21 protein-coding genes are annotated in these 20,665 nt (G+C 48.2%); 16 read left to right on the top strand and 5 right to left on the bottom strand.

From position 1 onward, the window contains the following. Positions 1 to 118: 118 nt before the first annotated feature. From manA to add, 4 genes are all read left to right on the top strand, one after another. Entirely contained in the window at positions 119 to 1,294 is a 1,176-nt protein-coding gene (gene manA / locus K0335_RS02195) for a mannose-6-phosphate isomerase (RefSeq protein WP_219393708.1), read from the top strand. A gap of 101 nt (positions 1,295 to 1,395) precedes the next feature. After that, complete coding sequence (locus K0335_RS02190; RefSeq protein ID WP_000749395.1) at positions 1,396 to 2,898, top strand: YdgA family protein; 1,503 nt, start codon at positions 1,396 to 1,398, stop codon at positions 2,896 to 2,898. Positions 2,899 to 3,163: 265 nt separating this feature from the next. Further along, positions 3,164 to 4,336, top strand: a complete 1,173-nt coding sequence (locus tag K0335_RS02185; protein WP_104919719.1) for a MalY/PatB family protein — start codon at positions 3,164 to 3,166, stop codon at positions 4,334 to 4,336. A gap of 105 nt (positions 4,337 to 4,441) precedes the next feature. After that, positions 4,442 to 5,446, top strand: coding sequence for an adenosine deaminase (gene add / locus K0335_RS02180; RefSeq protein ID WP_104919823.1), 1,005 nt, complete (start codon positions 4,442 to 4,444; stop codon positions 5,444 to 5,446). Between the two features lie 45 nt (positions 5,447 to 5,491). Here the strand turns inward: add and K0335_RS02175 are convergent, their stop codons facing one another. Beyond that, complete coding sequence (locus K0335_RS02175; protein WP_001283781.1) at positions 5,492 to 6,532, bottom strand: oxidoreductase; 1,041 nt, start codon at positions 6,530 to 6,532, stop codon at positions 5,492 to 5,494. Between the two features lie 235 nt (positions 6,533 to 6,767). On the opposite strand from K0335_RS02175, the gene blr reads away from it, so the two are divergent. The 12 genes from blr (at position 6,768) to gstA (ending at position 17,154) form a co-directional block, all read left to right on the top strand. Continuing rightward, entirely contained in the window at positions 6,768 to 6,893 is a 126-nt protein-coding gene (blr, locus tag K0335_RS02170; RefSeq protein ID WP_001080815.1) for a division septum protein Blr, read from the top strand. A gap of 272 nt (positions 6,894 to 7,165) precedes the next feature. Then, positions 7,166 to 7,381, top strand: a complete 216-nt coding sequence (gene ydgT, locus K0335_RS02165; protein WP_000217945.1) for a transcription modulator YdgT — start codon at positions 7,166 to 7,168, stop codon at positions 7,379 to 7,381. A 91-nt stretch (positions 7,382 to 7,472) separates the two neighbouring features. After that, on the top strand, positions 7,473 to 7,913 hold the full coding sequence (locus tag K0335_RS02160; RefSeq protein ID WP_104919717.1) for a DUF2569 domain-containing protein: 441 nt from the start codon (positions 7,473 to 7,475) through the stop codon (positions 7,911 to 7,913). A 76-nt stretch (positions 7,914 to 7,989) separates the two neighbouring features. Further along, entirely contained in the window at positions 7,990 to 8,571 is a 582-nt protein-coding gene (gene rsxA, locus K0335_RS02155; RefSeq protein ID WP_000133195.1) for an electron transport complex subunit RsxA, read from the top strand. Then, the gene (rsxB, locus tag K0335_RS02150; protein ID WP_001092590.1) at positions 8,571 to 9,149 is read left to right on the top strand and encodes an electron transport complex subunit RsxB; all 579 of its coding nucleotides are present in this window, start codon (positions 8,571 to 8,573) and stop codon (positions 9,147 to 9,149) included. The genes rsxA and rsxB overlap by 1 nt, the downstream gene beginning before the upstream one ends. Next, complete coding sequence (rsxC, locus tag K0335_RS02145; protein ID WP_000915565.1) at positions 9,142 to 11,322, top strand: electron transport complex subunit RsxC; 2,181 nt, start codon at positions 9,142 to 9,144, stop codon at positions 11,320 to 11,322. Before rsxB ends, rsxC begins: the two co-directional genes overlap by 8 nt. Next, positions 11,323 to 12,381 (top strand): electron transport complex subunit RsxD, encoded by a 1,059-nt coding sequence (gene rsxD, locus K0335_RS02140; protein ID WP_046077535.1) that lies wholly within the window; start codon positions 11,323 to 11,325, stop codon positions 12,379 to 12,381. It begins immediately after the preceding gene. A gap of 3 nt (positions 12,382 to 12,384) precedes the next feature. Beyond that, positions 12,385 to 13,005 (top strand): electron transport complex subunit RsxG, encoded by a 621-nt coding sequence (gene rsxG / locus K0335_RS02135; RefSeq protein ID WP_000920776.1) that lies wholly within the window; start codon positions 12,385 to 12,387, stop codon positions 13,003 to 13,005. 2 nt (positions 13,006 to 13,007) lie between these two features. Next, positions 13,008 to 13,700, top strand: coding sequence for an electron transport complex subunit E (locus K0335_RS02130; RefSeq protein ID WP_001289670.1), 693 nt, complete (start codon positions 13,008 to 13,010; stop codon positions 13,698 to 13,700). Further along, positions 13,700 to 14,335, top strand: coding sequence for an endonuclease III (gene nth / locus K0335_RS02125; protein ID WP_001076952.1), 636 nt, complete (start codon positions 13,700 to 13,702; stop codon positions 14,333 to 14,335). The genes K0335_RS02130 and nth overlap by 1 nt, the downstream gene beginning before the upstream one ends. A 601-nt stretch (positions 14,336 to 14,936) precedes the next feature. Beyond that, complete coding sequence (gene dtpA, locus K0335_RS02120) at positions 14,937 to 16,442, top strand: dipeptide/tripeptide permease DtpA (RefSeq protein ID WP_000100917.1); 1,506 nt, start codon at positions 14,937 to 14,939, stop codon at positions 16,440 to 16,442. Between the two features lie 106 nt (positions 16,443 to 16,548). Continuing rightward, the gene (gene gstA, locus K0335_RS02115) at positions 16,549 to 17,154 is read left to right on the top strand and encodes a glutathione transferase GstA (protein WP_000765733.1); all 606 of its coding nucleotides are present in this window, start codon (positions 16,549 to 16,551) and stop codon (positions 17,152 to 17,154) included. Between the two features lie 89 nt (positions 17,155 to 17,243). Here gstA and pdxY read toward each other — a convergent pair whose 3' ends face one another. The 4 genes from pdxY to mliC all read right to left on the bottom strand — a co-directional run bounded on the left by pdxY (position 17,244) and on the right by mliC (position 20,599). After that, positions 17,244 to 18,104 (bottom strand): pyridoxal kinase PdxY, encoded by an 861-nt coding sequence (gene pdxY / locus K0335_RS02110; RefSeq protein ID WP_000789728.1) that lies wholly within the window; start codon positions 18,102 to 18,104, stop codon positions 17,244 to 17,246. Between the two features lie 56 nt (positions 18,105 to 18,160). Then, the gene (gene tyrS / locus K0335_RS02105; protein WP_002431557.1) at positions 18,161 to 19,435 is read right to left on the bottom strand and encodes a tyrosine--tRNA ligase; all 1,275 of its coding nucleotides are present in this window, start codon (positions 19,433 to 19,435) and stop codon (positions 18,161 to 18,163) included. A 126-nt stretch (positions 19,436 to 19,561) separates the two neighbouring features. Further along, positions 19,562 to 20,218, bottom strand: coding sequence for a pyridoxamine 5'-phosphate oxidase (pdxH, locus tag K0335_RS02100; protein ID WP_015953371.1), 657 nt, complete (start codon positions 20,216 to 20,218; stop codon positions 19,562 to 19,564). 57 nt (positions 20,219 to 20,275) lie between these two features. Further along, complete coding sequence (gene mliC, locus K0335_RS02095) at positions 20,276 to 20,599, bottom strand: C-type lysozyme inhibitor (protein WP_000734958.1); 324 nt, start codon at positions 20,597 to 20,599, stop codon at positions 20,276 to 20,278. Positions 20,600 to 20,665: the final 66 nt, after the last annotated feature.

Raw genomic sequence — 20,665 nt, 5'->3', positions numbered from 1 at the left:
ATACACAAATATTTAACAAAAACTGAGACTAGTACGACTTTTTAAGCCCACAGGTTACTTGCCAGAGAATTCTTGCTTTAATAACGCCAACAAATTACACATGAAACAGGGCTTGATAATGCAAAAACTCATTAACTCAGTGCAGAACTATGCCTGGGGAAGTAAAACAGCGTTAACGGATCTTTACGGTATCGCCAACCCATCCCAACAACCGATGGCCGAGTTATGGATGGGCGCACACCCGAAAAGCAGCTCAAAAGTTGAAACATCTGAAGGACAAATCGTCTCACTGCGTGATGTTATTGAGAACGATAAATCAGCCCTGCTTGGGGATGCAGTCGCGGAGCGTTTTGGCGAACTCCCGTTTTTGTTCAAAGTGTTGTGTGCCGCGCAACCGCTCTCTATTCAGGTGCACCCTAACAAACGTAACTCTGAAATCGGCTTTGCCAAAGAAAATGCAGCAGGTATTCCAATGGATGCCGCCGAGCGAAATTATAAAGATCCCAATCATAAACCAGAGTTAGTTTTTGCCCTGACACCGTTCCTTGCAATGAACGCGTTCCGTGAATTCTCTGAGATTGTTTCGTTGCTGCAACCTGTTGCGGGGGCGCATCCGGCAATTGCCCATTTTTTACAGCAACCTGATGCCGAACGTTTAAGTGAACTGTTTGCCGCCCTGCTCAATATGCAGGGAGAGGAAAAATCCCGCGCGCTGGCCATTCTGAAATCGGCACTCGACACTCAGCAGGGTGAACCGTGGCAGACGATTCGCGTGATCGCGCAGTTTTATCCAGATGACAGCGGCCTGTTCTCACCCCTGCTGCTCAATGTGGTGAAACTGAATCCTGGTGAAGCCATGTTCCTGTTTGCCGAAACGCCACACGCTTATTTGCAGGGCGTGGCTCTGGAAGTCATGGCCAACTCCGATAACGTATTACGCGCCGGTTTGACACCAAAATATATTGATATTCCTGAACTGGTTGCCAACGTTAAGTTTGAAGCGAAACCCGCGGGACAATTGTTGACGCAGCCCATCAAAAACGGTCATGAACTTGACTTCCATATTCCGGTTGAGGATTTTGCGTTTGCTTTGCATGACCTGACGAAAGACGAAGCTGCCGTTAACCAGCAAAGTGCGGCAATCCTGTTCTGCGTTGAAGGTGAAGCCTGTTTGCGCAAAGGTGATCAACAGTTACATCTGAAGCCTGGCGAATCTGCTTTTATAGCCGCAAACGAGTCGCCGGTTTTAGTGAGTGGCAATGGTCGTTTAGCCCGCGTTTACAACAAGCTGTAATGGCATACTGAAATATTTAACAACTCTTGCTAAGCTTATTAAAGGCTTATAACACCACCAGGCGGTATGTTCCGCCTGGTTTCATTTTACGGATAAAAAATATGAAAAAATCGCTGGTAGCGGCAGGCGTTGTTGTAGCACTTGGTCTTATCTGGACAGGTGGTGCATGGTACACGGGGAAAAAACTGGAAACGCATCTGGCGGAGATGGTTAGCCAGGCCAATGCGCAACTCAAGCTCACCGCTCCTGAGGCTAACGTGGAGGTGAGTTATCAAAATTATCAGCGTGGCATTTTCAGTAGCCAGTTACAGTTGGTAGTGAAACCTGAGGCAGGTAAGGTGAGTCCGTGGATTAAAACTGGTCACAGCGTCATCCTCGACGAATCTGTTGATCATGGCCCCTTTCCGCTCTCCCAGTTAAAATCGCTCAATCTTATCCCGGCGATGGCATCGGTCAGAACCACTCTGGTCAATAATGAAGTAACTCAACCACTGTTTGAACTCTCTAAAGGCGAAATGCCTTTCGTCGTCAATTCACGTATTAGTTATAGCGGCGATAGCCGTTCAGATATTCATCTGAACTCACTAAATTATGAAAAAGAAGGTGAAAAAGTTGCCTTTAGTGGCGGTGAGTTTCAGGTTAATGCAGACCGGGACGGTAAAGTTATTTCCCTTTCCGGGGAAGCACAAAGCGGCCTGATTGATGCAGTGAATGAATACGACCAAAAAGTTCAGATCACCTTTAACAACCTGAAAACCGAGGGTTCCAGTACACTTGCGGATTTCGGCGAACGAGTGGGTAATCAGCAACTTTCTGTAGACAAGGTAGCCATTTCAGTCGCAGGCAAGGAACTGGCACTACTGGAAGGGATGGAGATTGCGGGTAAATCTGATTTGGTGAACGACGGCAAAACGATCAATAGCCAACTGGACTACTCACTTAAGAGCCTGAAAATGCAGAATCAGGATCTGGGCAGCGGTAAGCTGACTCTTAAAGTGGGTCAGATTGATGGCGCGGCCCTGCACCAGTTTACCCGGCAGTACAATGCCCAGACTCAGGCTCTGATGGCACAACCAGAAATCAGCAATAATCCGGAACTCTATCAGCAAAAAGTGACCGAAGCATTTTTTGCTGCCCTACCACTGCTGATGAAAGGTGATCCTGTTATTACGATTGCACCACTGAGCTGGAAGAACAGCAAAGGTGAAAGCGCGTTTAATCTGTCGTTGTTCCTCAAAGATCCCACCACCACTACCGAACAGCCTCAAACGTTGGCTCAGGAAGTGGATCGCTCTGTAAAATCTCTGGATGCAAAACTGACCATCCCTGTGGATATGGCAACGGAGTTGATGACTCAGGTGGCAAAACTTGAAGGCTATCAGCAAGATAAGGCTGAAAAATTAGCTCAACAGCAGGTTAATGGATTTTCAGCTGCCGGGCAGATGTTCCGCCTGACGACGTTGAATGACAATACCATCACCACCAGCCTGCAATATGCCAATGGTCAAATTACGCTTAATGGCCAAAAAATGCCGCTGGAAGCGTTCGTTGGCATGTTTGCCATGCCTGCATTATCAGTGCCCGCAGTTCCCGCTCTCCCATAAAGGTAACAGCGCCGGAGAATTTCACTCCGGCGTTCTATCGAATCCCCGCTTTCTCCCGGTAATCAAACAAACGCTGACAATATTCTTACTGCCCTGGTCAGTGATAAATGCGTCACTTCTGAATATTCCGGCACTAAAAGACTATCGCGCCAGCAGTAGAGTGCAGTTTAATCAGCAACTTCTTCAGGTCGTGATTACCCATGTACCGTCAGTCAAAGATGAGATCGTGGGTTTAATGAATACAACTCAAGCTTAAGGACATCATATGTTTGATTTTTCAAAGGAAATTGACAGACGTGGGACCTGGTGTACGCAATGGGACTATATCGCGGATCGTTTTGGTAGTGCAGACCTGCTGCCATTCACCATTTCTGATATGGATTTTGCGACAGCTCCCTGCATCATTGAGGCACTGAATCAGCGCCTGATGCATGGTGTCCTCGGCTACAGTCGCTGGAATAACGATGATTTTCTCTCTGCCATTACCCACTGGTTTGCGACTCGCCATGACACAACTCTTGATCCGCAATCGATAGTTTACGGACCTTCTGTTATCTATATGGTTGCAGAACTGATTCGCCAGTGGTCGGCGCCAGGCGATGGCGTGCTGATTCATACCCCGGCATATGATGCTTTTTATAAAGCGATTGAAGGTAATCAGCGCACCGTTCTGCCCATCTCGCTGGAAAAACAGGCTGATGGCTGGTACTGCGATATGCAGCAACTGGAACGTGAACTGGCCCGTCCGGAATGTAAGGTTATGCTGCTATGTAGTCCACAAAACCCGACAGGAAAAGTGTGGACGTTTGATGAATTACAGACCATGGCTGAGCTCTGTCAGCGCCACGGTGTACGCGTAATTTCTGATGAAATTCACATGGATATGGTGTGGAGTGTGCATCAACATATTCCATGGAGTCATGTTGCTCGCGGAGACTGGGCTTTGCTGACTTCAGGTTCGAAAAGTTTCAATATTCCCGCGTTAACCGGAGCTTATGGAATTATTGAAAGCCGTCAGTGCCGCGAAGCTTATTTGACAGCACTGAAAGGTCGTGATGGACTTTCTTCCCCGGCAGTACTGGCACTCACGGCACATATCGCCGCTTATCAACACGGTGCACCATGGCTTGATGCCTTACGTCAGTATCTCAATGCTAATCTGGATTATGTCGCCGAAGAACTTAACGGCACATTCCCGGAACTCAACTGGCAAACTCCCCACTCCACCTATCTGGCATGGATAGATTTACGTCCGTTAAATATTAATGATGCACTATTGCAGGACAGACTCATTCATCAGCAAAAAATCGCCATTATGCCTGGCTTTACCTATGGTGAAGAAGGACGTGGCTTTATCCGCCTTAATGTTGGATGCCCGCGCGCTAAACTGGAAAAAGGGGTGCAGGGATTAATTAAGGCAATATTGTCACTGCGGTGATTAATGCGTTGCGCAATAGATATATTTATTGCGCAACGTAGATTTTTCCGAAGATTTGTTTTTATAATGGCGCGCACTTTTATATTCAAAATAATGAGTGCAATTATGATTGATACTTCTCTGCCATTAACTGATATCCATCGCCACCTCGACGGTAACATTCGCCCACAAACCATTCTTGAACTTGGTCGTCAACACAATATTGTGCTGCCTGCTGATTCTCTTGAGGCGCTTATCCCCCATGTCCAGGTCACCAGCACTGAACCGGATCTGGTGAGCTTTTTAAGCAAGCTGGATTGGGGGGTAAAAGTCCTGGCATCGCTGGAATCTGTTCGCCGCGTTGCTTTTGAGAATATTGAAGATGCTGCCCGTAATGGTCTGCATTATGTAGAGCTGCGTTTTTCCCCTGGCTATATGGCTATGACTCACCAGTTGCCCGTTGCCGGGGTGGTGGAAGCGGTCATTGCTGGTGTTCAGGAAGGGTGTAAAACATTTGGTGTCGAAGCTCGCCTGATTGGCATAATGAGCCGTACTTTTGGTGAAGCTGCTTGTCTGCAGGAACTTGAAGCGCTTTTAGCCCATCGGGATCACATTACTGCGCTGGATTTAGCCGGTGACGAACTTGGCTTCCCTGGTAGTCTGTTCCTCTCTCATTTTAACCGTGCCCGCGACGCTGGCTGGCGTATTACTGTTCATGCTGGTGAAGCTGCTGGAGCCGAAAGTATTTGGCAGGCGATCCGTGAACTGGGTGCCGAACGTATTGGTCACGGCGTTAAAGCCATTGAGGATCGGGCGCTGATGGATTTTCTGGCGGAACAGCGGATCGGAATTGAGTCCTGTCTGACATCAAATATTCAGACCAGCACCGTCTCTTCTCTGAGTGTGCATCCTCTTAAAACTTTCCTTGAACACGGTATTCTTGCCAGCCTGAATACGGATGATCCCGGCGTTCAGGGGGTTGATATTATTCATGAATATAATATAGCAGCGCCTGCAGCCGGGCTATCCCGCGAGCAGATTCGCCAGGCGCAAATAAACGGTCTGGAAATCGCTTTCCTGAGCGATGCAGAGAAAAAAGCCCTGCGTGCGAAAGTCGCTGCAGGACAATAACCACATATTACAGACCGGCCTTGTTGCCGGTCTGTTCGTTTAAGATTATGCCAGAGAAAGTGTCGCCCGATGCTTCGCTGATTCAATGCCCAGCTCGATCAACTCCATAATTTGGATCGCCTGACTGGCCGGTACTGGATTTTCCCCTTCACCTTTTAGCGCATCACGAATAGCAGCATAATATGCCGGATAATTGCCGGGGATTGTCAGCAACGTCTCTTCTACCCGTGCATCACCTTCGACGCGTGTCAGCACACCGTCACGCATATCATAGCCCCAGTCTTCCTGTGGCAGTCGTTCGCCGTTTTTCAATCTCTCTTCCTGAGGGTCAAGTCCATATTTCACATAACTACCACGGGAACCGTGAACGATATAACGGGCGGATTCTGCCGCTGCCAGCATAGTGCCGTGGAGAATCACTCGCCGCTGTGGATACGACAAAATGGCATGAAAATAATCGGTGGATTGCGCACCAGGGCGCAGTTGCGCAAGGTCAACCGTCAGACTGACAGGCAGACCAAACAGATTAATTGCCTGATCCAGTAAATGTGGCCCTAAATCGTACCAGATACCGCTCCCCGGACCGCCTTGCTCACGCCAGCGATCACGAACTTGCGGGCGGAAACGGTCAAAGTGAGATTCAAAATAAGCCACTTCACCCAGTGTGCCTTCGGCCAATAACGCTTTCAACGTCAGGAAATCACTATCCCATCGACGGTTATGAAAGACCGAAAGTACCCTTCCAAGGCTGCGCGCCAGGGAATCCAGCTCGCGAGCTTGTGACAGTGTCACGGTGAATGGCTTATCAACAATCACGTGCTTACCCGCTTCCAGCGCAGCTTTCGCCAGAGGGAAATGGGTATCGTTTGGCGTCGGGATTACAATTAAATCAAGATGAGGATCGTTAAACAGATGTTTCGGTTCTGAAACAACAGTAACTGTCGGCCAGTCCACCTTAACTTTTGCTTCATCACTACTTGATACCGCTGCCAGTTCCAGACCTGGAGTACCTGCAATCAAAGGGGCATGGAACGTTTTACTGGCATAGCCATAACCGATTAATCCTACCCTGATTCTGTCGCTCATCTTCTGACCTCTTTGTGCGAAACGTAGTTATTTACACCATCTCACCAACTGCCACAACAGATTACTCGCGGTGTCACCAGTGAATAAGGTTTAACTTAAGTCAATGAAATATTACAAAGTGCCTGTTTCAGATGAAAAAACCGCTAAAATCAACATGCACCAACTTGCTGATAAGCCCATTGCTCAGTAATATTCGTACCCTGTATATTGAAAATCTTAGTCGAAGTAATCCGCGATGAATCGTTTAATTGAATTAACCGGTTGGGTTGTATTAGTGATTTCTGTCATTCTGTTAGGCGTAGCCAGTCATATTGATAACTATCAACCACCTGAGCAAACAACAGCGGTACAAAAGAAATAAAGGTGACCACGAGATTTCTTTCGCCTGGCTCGCAGCCGGTTGTACAATATGCAACAGAATGTGTCACTGAATTCGGATAATAATATTTATCACTACGTCTTTAATGATTGTCAGTAACGAGTATGCAGGATATTCTTTGTTCGATTTTGTCGAGTATTTTTTCATTATCGCTACCTATTTCATTGCTGGCTGTTGAATAATTTTTGTGGTTATTTTGCCGTTCCCGGAGTCAATCCTACCTCTTTAGTATTAATTTTAATATGGAACCTTCTATGACTGTACAGGACTATTTATTAAAATTTCGTAAAATCAGTTCGCTTGAAAGTCTTGAAAAACTGTTTGACCATCTTAATTATACCCTTACCGATGATCATGAAATAATCAATATGTACCGTGCTGCTGACCATCGTCGTGCAGAACTGGTCTCTGGTGGTCGTCTGTACGATATCGGCAAAGTGCCGCAATCCGTCTGGCACTACGTGCAATAATAAAGAAAGTAGCGATCATCATTGAAAGCGATATAATAATCGGCTCAAATGATTTGGTACGCCTGTTAGCTTTAGCACATCCGGAGAAATTATGACCTCAACACCGGCACAACGTATCGGCGGCTGGTTGCTTGCACCATTAGCCTGGCTCTTAGTGGCATTGCTGAGTGTTTCACTGGCTATGATGCTTTACGCAATGGCTTTGGCGTCACCGCAAACGTTGAAAATGCTGGGCGAACAAGGCTCAACCAGTCTGGCGTTATGGGCCGCCTCCTTTATTACCGCCATTGGCATGTGGTATTACACATTGTGGTTAACAATCGCTTTCTTTAAACGCCGTCGATGTGTACCAAAACACTATATTATCTGGCTGCTTATCTCTGTGCTGTTGGCTGTTAAAGCATTTGCCTTTTCACCAGCTGCTGACACTTTGGTTGTACGTCAGTTACTGTTTTCACTACTTGCGACGGCTTTATTCGTCCCCTATTTCAAACGCTCGGCTCGTGTTACAGCAACGTTTGTGAACCCGTAATAACCTTACAGTTAACCTGTTGTCGCCTGATGTGGATTAACGGATAATAGGCGGCTTTTTTATTTCAGGCCGAAAAATGACTGATTACTTGCTACTGTTTGTCGGGACTGTACTGGTCAATAACTTTGTACTGGTGAAGTTTCTTGGCCTTTGTCCGTTCATGGGCGTTTCCAAAAAGCTGGAAACGGCAATGGGTATGGGGCTGGCTACGACCTTTGTGATGACCCTTGCCTCCATTTGCGCATGGCTTATCGATACCTGGATCCTGATTCCGCTCAATCTGATTTATCTGCGCACACTGGCGTTTATATTGGTTATCGCTGTAGTGGTGCAGTTTACTGAGATGGTGGTACGCAAAACCAGCCCGGTACTTTACCGTTTGCTGGGGATTTTTCTCCCACTTATCACCACTAACTGTGCGGTGCTGGGTGTGGCGTTGCTGAATATTAATCTCGGGCACAATTTCCTGCAGTCAGCATTGTACGGTTTTTCTGCTGCGGTGGGCTTTTCGCTGGTTATGGTATTGTTCGCCGCTATTCGCGAACGTCTGGCCGTTGCAAACGTTCCGGCACCATTTCGCGGTAACGCCATTGCGCTGATTACTGCTGGTTTAATGTCTCTGGCCTTTATGGGCTTCAGTGGTTTGGTGAAGTTGTAATGAATACTATCTGGATTGCCGTTGCCGCCATAAGCCTGTTAGGCCTGGCGTTTGGCGCCATTCTGGGTTATGCCTCCCGCCGTTTTGCAGTGGAAGATGATCCGGTCGTTGAAAAAATCGACGAAATTTTACCGCAAAGCCAGTGTGGGCAGTGCGGTTATCCAGGCTGTCGCCCTTATGCTGAAGCTATCAGTTGCAATGGCGAAAAAATTAACCGCTGTGCGCCAGGTGGTGAAGCGGTTATGTTGAAAATTTCTGAATTGTTAAATGTCGAACCGCAACCTCTTGATGGCGAAGAGCAGGAACTCGCGCCAGCACGAGTGGTGGCGGTGATTGACGAAAATAATTGCATTGGCTGCACCAAATGTATTCAGGCCTGCCCGGTAGATGCCATCGTTGGTGCTACCCGTGCAATGCATACCGTCATGAGTGACCTCTGTACTGGCTGCAATTTGTGCGTTGATCCTTGTCCGACGCAGTGCATCTCTTTACAGCCTGTTGCTGAAACGCCTGACAGTTGGAAGTGGGATCTGAACACGATTCCTGTTCGCATCATTCCAGTGGAACACCATGCTTAAGTTATTCTCTGCCTTTAAAAAAAATAAGATCTGGGACTTTAATGGTGGCATTCATCCACCAGAAATGAAAAGCCAGTCTAACGGCACACCGTTGCGCCAGGTTCCGCTGGCGCAACGTTTTGTTATGCCCCTAAAACAACATATAGGTGCTGAGGGAGAATTGTGCGTGAGTGTGGGTGATCATGTTTTACGTGGTCAGCCTTTAACGCGTGGCCGCGGGAAAATGCTGCCCATACATGCTCCGACTTCCGGCACCGTGGTCGCCATTGCCCCCCACTCCACGGCACATCCTTCTGCGCTGGCTGAATTAAGCGTGATTATTGATGCTGATGGCGAAGATCGCTGGATTGAACGTGATGGCTGGCTGGATTATCGCAATCACAGCCGCGAGGAGTTAATTGCGCGTATTCATCAATTTGGCGTGGCGGGTCTCGGCGGTGCAGGCTTCCCGACTGGCGTTAAATTGCAAGGCGGTGGCGATAAAATTGAAACGCTGATTATTAACGCCGCGGAATGTGAGCCATATATCACTGCTGATGATCGTCTGATGCAGGATTGTGCAGCACAAGTTGTGGAAGGTATCCGCATTCTTGCGCATATCCTCCAGCCTCGTGAAGTGTTGATCGGCATTGAAGATAATAAACCGCAGGCTATTTCCATGCTGCGTGCAGTTCTTGCTGATTCACATGACATTTCGCTGCGGGTAATCCCAACCAAGTATCCTTCTGGCGGTGCCAAACAGTTGACATATATTCTGACGGGCAAACAAGTGCCGCATGGCGGTCGTTCCTCAGATATTGGCGTGTTAATGCAAAACGTCGGTACGGCTTACGCGGTGAAACGCGCCGTCATTGACGGAGAGCCGATCACCGAACGCGTGGTCACACTTACTGGTGAGGCCGTCAGCCGTCCGGGTAATGTATGGGCACGGCTGGGAACGCCTGTAAAGCATCTGCTAACCGATGCCGGATTTTGCCCTTCAGCCGACCAGATGGTAATTATGGGCGGGCCATTAATGGGCTTTACTCTTCCCTGGCTGGATGTACCTGTTGTCAAAATTACCAACTGTCTGTTAGCCCCTTCAGCTTCGGAACTCGGCGAACCGCAAGAAGAACAAGGTTGTATTCGTTGCAGCTCGTGCGCCGACGCCTGTCCGGCAGATTTACTGCCACAACAGTTATATTGGTTTAGCAAAGGTCAGCTACACGATAAGGCCACTGCGCACAATATTGCCGACTGTATTGAATGTGGTGCCTGCGCCTGGGTTTGTCCTAGTAATATTCCGCTGGTGCAATATTTTCGTCAGGAAAAGGCAGAGATTGCCGCAATTCGCCAGGAAGAACGACGTGCAGCTGAAGCCAAAGCACGATTCGAAGCAAGGCAGGCACGTCTGGAGCGTGAAAAAGCTGCGCGTCTTGAACGGCATAAAAAAGCAGCAGTTCAACCTGCAGAGAAAGATAAAGACGCCATTGCGGCAGCTCTTGCCAGAGTGAAAGAGAAACAAACGCAAGCGACACAACCGATTATCATTAAAGCGGGTGAACGTCCGGATAACAGCGCTATTATCGCAGCACGAGAAGCACGTAAAGCGCAGGCCAGAGCAAAGCAGGCGCAAATTCTACAAGCCGATGAATCACCATCAACAGCCGATCCGCGTAAAGCCGCTGTTGAGGCTGCTATTGCCCGAGCTAAAGCACGTAAGCAGGAACAACAAGCTGTCACTGATACCAGTGCTAACGAAACGGTCGATCCACGCAAAGCCGCTGTTGAAGCAGCTATCGCCCGTGCCAAAGCACGTAAACAGCAACAGCAAGCCTCTGCTAATACCAGTGCTAACGAAACGGTCGATCCACGCAAAGCCGCGGTTGAGGCCGCTATCGCCCGTGCCAAAGCTCGCAAACAAGAACAACAAGCTGCTGCTAATACCAGTGATAACGAAACGGTTGATCCACGCAAAGCCGCGGTTGAAGCAGCTATCGCCCGTGCCAAAGCACGTAAACAGCAACAGCAAGCCGCCGCTAATACAAGTGATAACGAAACGGTTGAACCGCGCAATACCACAGCAGCAAACGGCGAAGAAGTGGTTGATCCACGTAAAGCTGCAATCGCTGCAGCTATCGCGCGGGCGCAAGCCAAAAAAGCAGCACAGCAAAAGGTAGTTAACGAGGACTAAATGGTATTCAGAATCGCAAGCTCCCCCTATACCCATAACCAACGGCAAACTTCACGGATTATGCTGTTGGTATTGCTGGCCGCTATTCCTGGTATTGCGACACAATTGTGGTTCTTTGGCTGGGGCACACTTGTCCAGATCATATTGGCTGTCATTAGCGCCCTTTCAGCTGAAGCTTTGGTGTTAAAACTGAGAAATCAGCCAATTGCCGCCATTCTGAAAGATAATTCAGCACTACTGACCGGTTTGCTGTTAGCTGTAAGTATTCCGCCTCTCGCACCGTGGTGGATGGTAGTTCTCGGTACGGTCTTTGCGGTAATTATCGCCAAGCAACTTTACGGCGGTCTGGGGCAGAATCCGTTCAACCCGGCAATGATCGGTTATGTTGTTTTGCTGATCTCTTTCCCGGTCCAGATGACCAACTGGCTCCCCCCCTATGAAATTGCAGCAACCGTACCTGGCATGGCAGACGCGTTACAGGTGATTTTCACCGGACATACCACCAGCGGTGGTGATATGAGTACACTGCGAATGGGTATTGATGGAATCAGCCAGGCGACACCCTTAGATACGCTGAAAACTTCGTTACATTCTGGTCGCTCCGTTGAACAGATCATGCAGTATCCCATCTTTAGCGGCATGTTGGCAGGTGCTGGCTGGCAGTGGGTTAACCTCGCATGGCTGGCTGGCGGTGTATGGTTGCTTACGATTAAAGTTATCCGCTGGCATATCCCGGTAAGTTTTCTGGTGTCACTGGCGCTGTGCGCGACACTCGGTTGGTTGTTTGCACCTGAATCGCTCGCGTCGCCACAAATTCATATGCTTTCCGGCGCGACGATGTTGGGGGCATTTTTTATTCTTACCGATCCCGTCACCGCGTCTACTACCAATCGTGGACGCTTAATTTTCGGCGCTCTGGCGGGTGTGCTCGTCTGGCTTATTCGTAGCTTTGGTGGCTATCCCGATGGTGTGGCATTTGCTGTCCTGCTGGCGAATATTACCGTTCCTCTGATCGATTACTACACGCGCCCGCGCGTTTACGGACACCGGAAAGGATAAATCATGCTGAAAACGATTCGAAAACATGGCATCACTCTGGCCCTGTTTGCTGCCGGGTCAGCAGGATTAACTGCAGCCATAAACCAGATGACCAAATCGACCATTGCTGAACAAGCCGCCATCCAGCAAAAGGCGTTATTTGATCAGGTATTACCCACAGATCACTACAATAACCGCCTGACTGAGAGTTGTTATCTGGTTAATGCACCTGAACTGGGTAAAGGCGAACACCGCGTTTATATTGCTAAACAAGATGATCAACCTGTCGCTGCGGTACTGGAGGCAACTGCACCTGATGGTTATTCTGGCGCTATTCAGTTACTTGTTGGCGCCGATTTCAGTGGCACCATTCTCGGCACCCGTGTTACTGAACATCATGAAACACCTGGTCTTGGTGACAAAATTGAGCGGCGTCTCTCCGACTGGATCACCTTTTTTGCGGGAAAAAAAATTGACGGCGCAGATGACCGTCGTTGGGCAGTGAAAAAAGATGGTGGTGAATTTGACCAGTTCACTGGTGCAACCATCACACCACGTGCAGTCGTTAACGCCGTCAAACGAGCCGGACTGTACGCCCAACAGTTGCCAGAACAACTTCCTCAACTTACCGCCTGTGGAGAATAACAATGAGCGAGATTAAAGATGTCATTGTCCAGGGATTGTGGAAAAACAACTCTGCACTGGTGCAGCTGCTCGGCATGTGTCCTTTATTGGCGGTCACTTCTACAGCGACAAACGCGCTTGGATTAGGGCTGGCAACGACGCTGGTGCTGACTCTAACCAATCTGACGATTTCGACGCTACGTCGTTGGACACCAACAGAAATCCGTATCCCGATTTATGTCATGATCATCGCTTCGGTGGTAAGCGCAGTGCAAATGTTGATCAACGCCTATGCATTTGGTCTTTATCAGTCGCTGGGGATCTTTATTCCGCTTATTGTTACGAACTGTATCGTCGTTGGCCGTGCAGAAGCCTTCGCGGCGAAAAAAGGCCCTGCACTTTCGGCACTGGATGGTTTTGCAATTGGAATGGGGGCAACTGGCGCAATGTTTGTTCTCGGCGCCATGCGTGAAATTATTGGTAATGGCACGTTGTTTGATGGCGCCGATGCGCTACTGGGCAATTGGGCCAAAGTCTTACGTGTCGAAATTTTCCATACCGATTCCCCTTTCCTGCTGGCAATGTTGCCGCCAGGTGCGTTTATCGGCCTTGGACTAATGCTGGCAGGTAAATATCTTATCGATGAAAAAATGAAAAAGCGCCGTGCAAAAACTGTTGTGAATGAAATACCAGCAGGCGAAACAGGGAAAGTCTGATGAATCAAACTAAAAGAGTGGAGATCCTCACGCGCCTGCGTGATAACAATCCACATCCAACAACTGAACTCAATTTTTCTTCACCGTTTGAACTGTTAATCGCAGTACTACTTTCAGCCCAGGCGACGGATGTCAGCGTTAATAAAGCCACAGCAAAGCTCTATCCAGTTGCTAATACGCCCGCTGCGATGCTGGAGTTGGGTGTTGAAGGCCTGAAGTCATATATCAAAACTATCGGCTTATTCAACACTAAAGCAGAAAATGTGATTAAGACCTGCCGTATTCTGCTGGAGAAACATAACGGTGAAGTACCAGAAGATCGCGCGGCACTGGAAGCTTTGCCTGGTGTGGGCAGAAAAACGGCCAATGTAGTGCTCAATACCGCTTTCGGCTGGCCGACTATCGCGGTTGATACTCATATTTTCCGCGTCTGTAACCGTACGCAGTTTGCGCCAGGTAAAAATGTCGAACAGGTGGAAGAGAAGCTGCTGAAAGTAGTACCAGCGGAGTTCAAAGTAGATTGTCACCACTGGCTTATTTTGCATGGTCGTTATACCTGCATCGCCCGTAAACCACGCTGCGGCTCATGTATCATTGAAGATCTTTGTGAATACAAAGAGAAAGTCGATATCTGATACCTCGCGGGGCGTGCTCACGCGCCCCCGACGTCACTCCCCCTGCTATTGCTCTCATCTGGTTAATGATGCCGCTTCGTTACCTCTTCATCAGACAATCTGCTGGTGATTAACCACGTTTGCAGGTTGATAGTTCTTTTAATAGCGAAATTTTCTATCTATATGTGACTCAAATCACAATGTACTACTGGTGTTAAAAAAAAGGGTGATTCCGGTGAAATCCTGAAATGAATAATCATCTGTAAGATTTTTTATACAAAAGATTACACTGGCTATTAGCCACTTGCTGGCCTATATCACTATGTTTTGCGTAACCAAGCAAAATATAATTCCATTCCAAGCATTACCTTAACCAACTTGCAGAGTAAAAAACTGCCATTGCGGAAATGAAAAAATTTAACGCTGGATAACATTTGAGGTAACCGAGGAATCATCCATCCATGATAAATGTAACGGATTATTACAAAAGACTTGTCTGAAAATGTAATCCAGGGAACATTACCTGCCGTTTCCCCTCCCACTATAACAATGCACGAATGTACTGACGGCATAACGTGCCAGAACACCCCCGTTAATATGGGATGTAAAAAAAGAGGTTAAAGTGTCAACTGCAAACAATAAACCAACTGAAAGCGTGAGTTTGAACGCTTTCAAACAACCTAAGGCGTTCTATCTCATCTTCTCGATTGAGCTCTGGGAACGTTTCGGTTACTACGGCCTGCAAGGAATTATGGCTGTTTACCTGGTTAAACAACTGGGTATGTCTGAAGCGGATTCGATCACCCTGTTCTCCTCATTTAGTGCTCTCGTTTACGGTCTGGTCGCTATCGGCGGCTGGTTGGGCGACAAAGTACTGGGTACTAAGCGTGTCATCATGCTTGGTGCAATCGTTCTGGCTATCGGTTATGGGCTTGTTGCATGGTCCGGGCACGATGTCGGTGTTGTCTATATGGGTATGGCAGCAATCGCTGTGGGTAACGGCTTGTTTAAAGCTAACCCATCCTCCCTGCTTTCTACCTGCTATGCGAAAGATGATCCGCGTCTGGACGGTGCATTTACCATGTACTATATGTCCGTCAACATCGGTTCTTTCTTCTCCATGCTGGCAACACCATGGCTGGCTGACCGGTATGGCTGGAGCGTAGCATTCGCACTGAGCGTAGTGGGCCTGATTATTACCATCGTTAACTTCGCTTTCTGCCAACGTTGGGTTAAACAGTACGGTTCCAAACCTGACTTCGCGCCAGTTAACTACCGTAACCTGTTGCTGACCATCATCGGTGTTATTGCACTGATCGCGATCGCTACCTGGCTGCTGCACAACCAGGAAATTGCACGCATGGCACTGGGCGTTGTTGCTCTGGGTATCGTCTTTATCTTTGGTAAAGAAGCTATCGCCATGAAAGGTGCTGCACGTCGTAAAATGATCGTTGCATTCATCCTGATGCTAGAAGCCATTATCTTCTTCGTGCTTTATAGCCAGATGCCAACGTCACTGAACTTCTTTGCGATTCGTAACGTTGAACACACCATTCTGGGCATGACGGTTGTACCTGAACAGTACCAGGCACTTAACCCGTTCTGGATCATCATTGGTAGCCCTATTCTGGCCGCTCTGTATAACAAGATGGGCGATACTCTGCCGATGCCAACTAAGTTCGCTATCGGTATGGTGATGTGCTCCGGTGCGTTCCTGATCCTGCCACTGGGTGCAAAATTCGCCACTGACGCGGGTATCGTTTCCTCTGGCTGGTTGGTGGCAAGCTACGGCCTGCAGAGTATCGGTGAACTGATGATTTCTGGTCTGGGTCTGGCAATGGTTGCTCAGCTCGTTCCACAGCGTCTGATGGGCTTTATTATGGGTAGCTGGTTCCTGACCACTGCCGGTGCCAACATCATTGGCGGTTATGTTGCCAACATGATGGCTGTACCAGAAAATGTTTCCGATCCACTGATGTCTCTGGAAGTCTATGGTCGCGTATTTATGCAGATCGGTATCGTTACTGCGGTAATTGCTGTCCTGATGCTGCTGACTGCTCCGAAACTGAATCGTATGACTCAGGACGATTCAGATGACAAAAAAGCATCTAAAACTGCGACTGCGTAAGTTTTAAGGGAAACGCTTTTTTAAGCCGCTAACTTTGCGTTAGCGGCTTTTTTTTTACCCATTTGCGCACTACCATGATCTTTCAATCAGTCAAAAGGAGTTAGCGATGAAACTGTTTTACAAACCCGGCGCCTGTTCACTGGCTTCTCATATCACCCTTCGTGAGAGTGGTAAGGATTTCACTCTGGAGTGTGTGGATTTACAGAACAAACGCCTGGAAAATGGCGATGACTACTTCGCTGTCAATCCCAAAGGTCAGGTTCCGGCACTGCTGCTTGATGAAGGTGCGCTACTCACCGAAGGCGTTGCTATTATGCAATACTTGGCAGACCTTGTGCCTGATCATCAATTACTGGCCCCTGTTAATACCCTTGCCCGCTACCAGACCATCGAATGGCTGAATTACATTGCCACTGAGCTACACAAAGGCTTCACGCCACTGTTTCGTCCTGATACACCGGAAGAGTTTAAGCCATCCGTGCGTGCGCAGCTTGAAAAGAAACTGCACTACATTGACAATGCGCTAAAAGATGACCAGTGGATTTGTGGCGCACGTTTCACCATTGCCGATGCTTACCTGTTCACAGTTTTGCGTTGGGCATATGGCGTTAAGCTGAATATGGAAGGTTTAGATCATATCGCTTCATATATGACGCGAATGGCAGAACGCCCGAAAGTTAAAGCGGCACTGTCAGCGGAAGGATTAAAGTAAACGTTAACGCCAGATGGCGAGATAAATCACTTATCCGGTTCTGTTGATGCACTCTCAGACCGGATAAGTGTTTTGAATAGCGACAAAAATTAAAGCTGTGTCGCACTGAAATAATGTTCAGGGTTAGCAATGCGATCCTGAGCTGCGACAACTTGCAGTTCATACTCCTGCATTGCTTTCGTTGTCAGCATAATTTCATACACTGCAGCAGTGACATGTTCCAGCGCCTGTTGTAGGGTCGCGCCTTGCAACAGTTTCACCAGGAGTAAGCCGCTGGTTACATCGCCAACACCAACAGGCTGGCGTGCGCCAAAATCAACCAGAGGGCGACTGATATGCCAGGCTTCGTCTGCGGTGACCAATAACATTTCAAAGCGATCAGCACTATAACCTGCACGAGCCAAATGTTTTACCAAAACGATCTGCGGCCCTTTGGCAATTAGTTCACGTGCCGCAGCGACTGCTTCGGCAACATTATGAACCGGATGTTCGCAAAGAATTTCCAGCTCTACCAGATTCGGGGCAATAATATCGCTTGCTGGCAGAGAGTATCTGACATGGAATTCCGCCACACCAGGGGCAACAATACACCCTTTTTCCGGGTGCCCCATGACCGGATCGCAGAAATATTTTGCCTGCGGATTAGCCTCTTTCACCTGGCGTACAATACCAAGAATATGTTCGCCCTGCTCGGCTGAACCAAGATAACCGCTTAATACAGCATCGCATGTTTGCAATTTGTTAATTGCGGCAATGCCCTGAACGATTTCGGTTAAATGGCTGGGAGGCATTACACAACCCGTCCATTTACCATATTGCGTGTGGTTTGAAAATTGTACGGTATTTAACGGCCAGACATTAGCGCCCAGGCGGCGCATCGGAAATTCTGCAGCGCTATTACCAGCATGACCAAAGACAACGTGAGATTGAATGGCGAGAATATTCTTCATTTTTGTACCTGAACAAATAAATAAGGGAGTGATTTCTCACTCCCTAATTCAAAGTATTACTTCCAGCAAATCAGACAGTAATTCTTTTTACCGCGACGTAACAATGTAAAGCGACCAAACAGACGGTCTTCTTCTTTGAAGAAATATTCAGGATCGGACTGTTTTTCACCGTTAATTGTTACGGCATTAGAAGCGATTGTTTTACGCGCCTGACCACGGGATGGTTGCAGTTCAGAATCGACCAGCGCCTGCATCAGGTCTGCGCCTTTTTCCATTTCGACCATTGGTACGCCATCTTGCGCCAGTTGTTCGAAATCAGCCTCGCTCAGCGCGCTCAGAGAACCACTGAACAAACATTCGGTAATACGTTTAGCGGCCTGTAAACCTTCTTCACCGTGAACCAAACGAGTCACCTGCTCCGCCAGCACATACTGAGCGCGCGGTGCTTTGCCACTGTTTTTGTCTTCTTCTTCAAGGGCATTAATTTCTTCAATGCTCATGAAAGTGAAGAACTTCAGGAAGCGGTAGACATCAGCGTCGGCAGTGTTGATCCAGAACTGGTAGAACTTATACGGACTGGTTTTCTTCGGATCCAGCCACACAGCACCACCTTCGGTTTTACCAAACTTAGTACCATCAGCTTTGGTGATCAGCGGAACGGTCAGACCAAACACCTGATTTTGATGCAGGCGGCGAGTCAAATCGATACCGGATGTGATATTGCCCCACTGGTCTGAACCGCCAATCTGTAACGACACACCGTACAGCTTGTTCAGGCAGGCAAAGTCATAACCCTGCAGCAGGTTGTAAGAAAACTCAGTAAAAGAAATACCCTGATCTTCACGGTTGAGACGTTGCTTAACCGCTTCTTTGTTGATCATCTGGTTAACGGAGAAGTGCTTACCGATATCGCGCAGGAAGGTCAGCACATTCATATTGCCGAACCAGTCGTAGTTGTTGGCCGCGATAGCAGAGTTTTCTCCGCAGTCGAAATCGAGGAACGGGGCTACCTGTTTGCGGATTTTGTCCACCCACTCCTGAACAGTTTCTTCTGTGTTCAGTTTACGCTCGGCAGCTTTAAAGCTCGGATCGCCAATAAGACCCGTTGCGCCACCTACCAGCGCAACCGGCTTGTGACCCGCCTGCTGGAAGCGTTTCAGGCATAACAATGGAACAAGATGCCCCAAATGCAAGCTGTCAGCGGTAGGATCGAAGCCGCAATAGAGCGCGATCGGGCCTTGCGCCAGTCGCTCTGCTAACGCTTCTTCATCCGTCACCTGGGCCACCAGCCCCCGCTCTTGCAATTGTTTAATCAAGTTACTGCTTGCCATCAAAATCTCCATGTATATAACGACTGCACCTTTGCCGGTACACGACTTTTCGCCAGATGCGAAAGAGACATAGGATAAAGCGCCGGAATCAGGAGTGCCAGCGCTTAAAACAAGATTTTTGCATCTTCAGGGAGCGAGACGGTCAATTTTCCATGCGTCGTTTTCACGCTGGTATAAAAAGCGGTCATGAAGACGGTGTTCTCCACCCTGCCAGAACTCTATTTGTTCCATACTGACACGGAAACCGCCCCAAAAACTGGGCAATGGAACTTCACCTTGCTGGAATTTCTGTTTCAGTTCGAGGAATTTGCTTTCCAGAATACCGCGAGCGGAAATACGACTGGATTGTTTAGACACCCATGCCCCTATCTGGCTGTCGCGAGGACGGCTATGAAAATATTTTACGACCTCCAGTGTTGAGAGACGTTCGGCTTTGCCAGTCACCATAACCTGACGCTCAAGGGTATGCCATGGGAAAAGCAAACTGACTCGGGGATTACTTTCAATCTGGTGCGCTTTGCGACTGCCCAGATTCGTGTAAAACACCATCCCTTTTTCATCGTAATGTTTGAGTAAGACAATTCGCTGATAAGGCTGACCATTTTCATCAACAGTAGCGACAACCATCGCAGTTGGATCAGCCAGTTTGGCCTCACAGGCCTGAGACAACCAACGTTCGAAAAGAGTTAATGGATCGGCAGGAAGATCGCGGCGGCGTAAACCACCTTTGGTATATTCGCGGCGCAAATGAGCAATTTGCTGCAGTTCATCGTTATCAGACATACGTTCGATTTTCATTGTCAGTGGGTGACGCTATTGTGCGCCGCCCCTGGAAAAATCTCAACGCTGGTTATTTTGTAACTGGCAGTTATTCAAGACGATACGGTCACGTTTATAGACCGTCGCCTCGTTACCCTTCGACCAGAAAACATAAATTCCATCGCTATAACGCGTCCCTGAAGCTGAAATTCCCTGTTTCAGATTAAGCAATTTATTATCGTAGACAAAACTCACCACCTGGCGAGGATTATTCAGTTTTACTGTCAACGGTTTTTCATCACACTGGTATTCCAGCGTCTCGGTTTGCAACGTCTCAACAAACTGATTAAAAGCACTACAGCCTGTAAGAATCAGCGGTAAGCAAAGGAGTAGCAGTTTTTTCATAGCAGCATCCTGAAGACTTTCCTGGTCCGGAGGGCAAAACGCCCTCCCTAACATTCCTAGTGTAAC

The organism is Escherichia sp. GZ89 (genome assembly GCF_019366485.1).
Lineage (GTDB): Bacteria > Pseudomonadota > Gammaproteobacteria > Enterobacterales > Enterobacteriaceae > Escherichia > Escherichia fergusonii.
This window is presented reverse-complemented; position numbering and strand designations above follow the sequence as displayed.

Bases quoted from the DNA above. Each gene is read 5' to 3' on its own strand.
- manA (WP_219393708.1), top strand. From the start codon at position 119: ATGCAAAAACTCATTAACTCAGTGCAGAACTATGCCTGGGGAAGTAAA.
- K0335_RS02190 (WP_000749395.1), top strand. From the start codon at position 1,396: ATGAAAAAATCGCTGGTAGCGGCAGGCGTTGTTGTAGCACTTGGTCTT.
- K0335_RS02185 (WP_104919719.1), top strand. From the start codon at position 3,164: ATGTTTGATTTTTCAAAGGAAATTGACAGACGTGGGACCTGGTGTACG.
- add (WP_104919823.1), top strand. From the start codon at position 4,442: ATGATTGATACTTCTCTGCCATTAACTGATATCCATCGCCACCTCGAC.
- K0335_RS02175 (WP_001283781.1), bottom strand. From the start codon at position 6,532: ATGAGCGACAGAATCAGGGTAGGATTAATCGGTTATGGCTATGCCAGT.
- blr (WP_001080815.1), top strand. From the start codon at position 6,768: ATGAATCGTTTAATTGAATTAACCGGTTGGGTTGTATTAGTGATTTCT.
- ydgT (WP_000217945.1), top strand. From the start codon at position 7,166: ATGACTGTACAGGACTATTTATTAAAATTTCGTAAAATCAGTTCGCTT.
- K0335_RS02160 (WP_104919717.1), top strand. From the start codon at position 7,473: ATGACCTCAACACCGGCACAACGTATCGGCGGCTGGTTGCTTGCACCA.
- rsxA (WP_000133195.1), top strand. From the start codon at position 7,990: ATGACTGATTACTTGCTACTGTTTGTCGGGACTGTACTGGTCAATAAC.
- rsxB (WP_001092590.1), top strand. From the start codon at position 8,571: ATGAATACTATCTGGATTGCCGTTGCCGCCATAAGCCTGTTAGGCCTG.
- rsxC (WP_000915565.1), top strand. From the start codon at position 9,142: ATGCTTAAGTTATTCTCTGCCTTTAAAAAAAATAAGATCTGGGACTTT.
- rsxD (WP_046077535.1), top strand. From the start codon at position 11,323: ATGGTATTCAGAATCGCAAGCTCCCCCTATACCCATAACCAACGGCAA.
- rsxG (WP_000920776.1), top strand. From the start codon at position 12,385: ATGCTGAAAACGATTCGAAAACATGGCATCACTCTGGCCCTGTTTGCT.
- K0335_RS02130 (WP_001289670.1), top strand. From the start codon at position 13,008: ATGAGCGAGATTAAAGATGTCATTGTCCAGGGATTGTGGAAAAACAAC.
- nth (WP_001076952.1), top strand. From the start codon at position 13,700: ATGAATCAAACTAAAAGAGTGGAGATCCTCACGCGCCTGCGTGATAAC.
- gstA (WP_000765733.1), top strand. From the start codon at position 16,549: ATGAAACTGTTTTACAAACCCGGCGCCTGTTCACTGGCTTCTCATATC.
- pdxY (WP_000789728.1), bottom strand. From the start codon at position 18,104: ATGAAGAATATTCTCGCCATTCAATCTCACGTTGTCTTTGGTCATGCT.
- tyrS (WP_002431557.1), bottom strand. From the start codon at position 19,435: ATGGCAAGCAGTAACTTGATTAAACAATTGCAAGAGCGGGGGCTGGTG.
- pdxH (WP_015953371.1), bottom strand. From the start codon at position 20,218: ATGTCTGATAACGATGAACTGCAGCAAATTGCTCATTTGCGCCGCGAA.
- mliC (WP_000734958.1), bottom strand. From the start codon at position 20,599: ATGAAAAAACTGCTACTCCTTTGCTTACCGCTGATTCTTACAGGCTGT.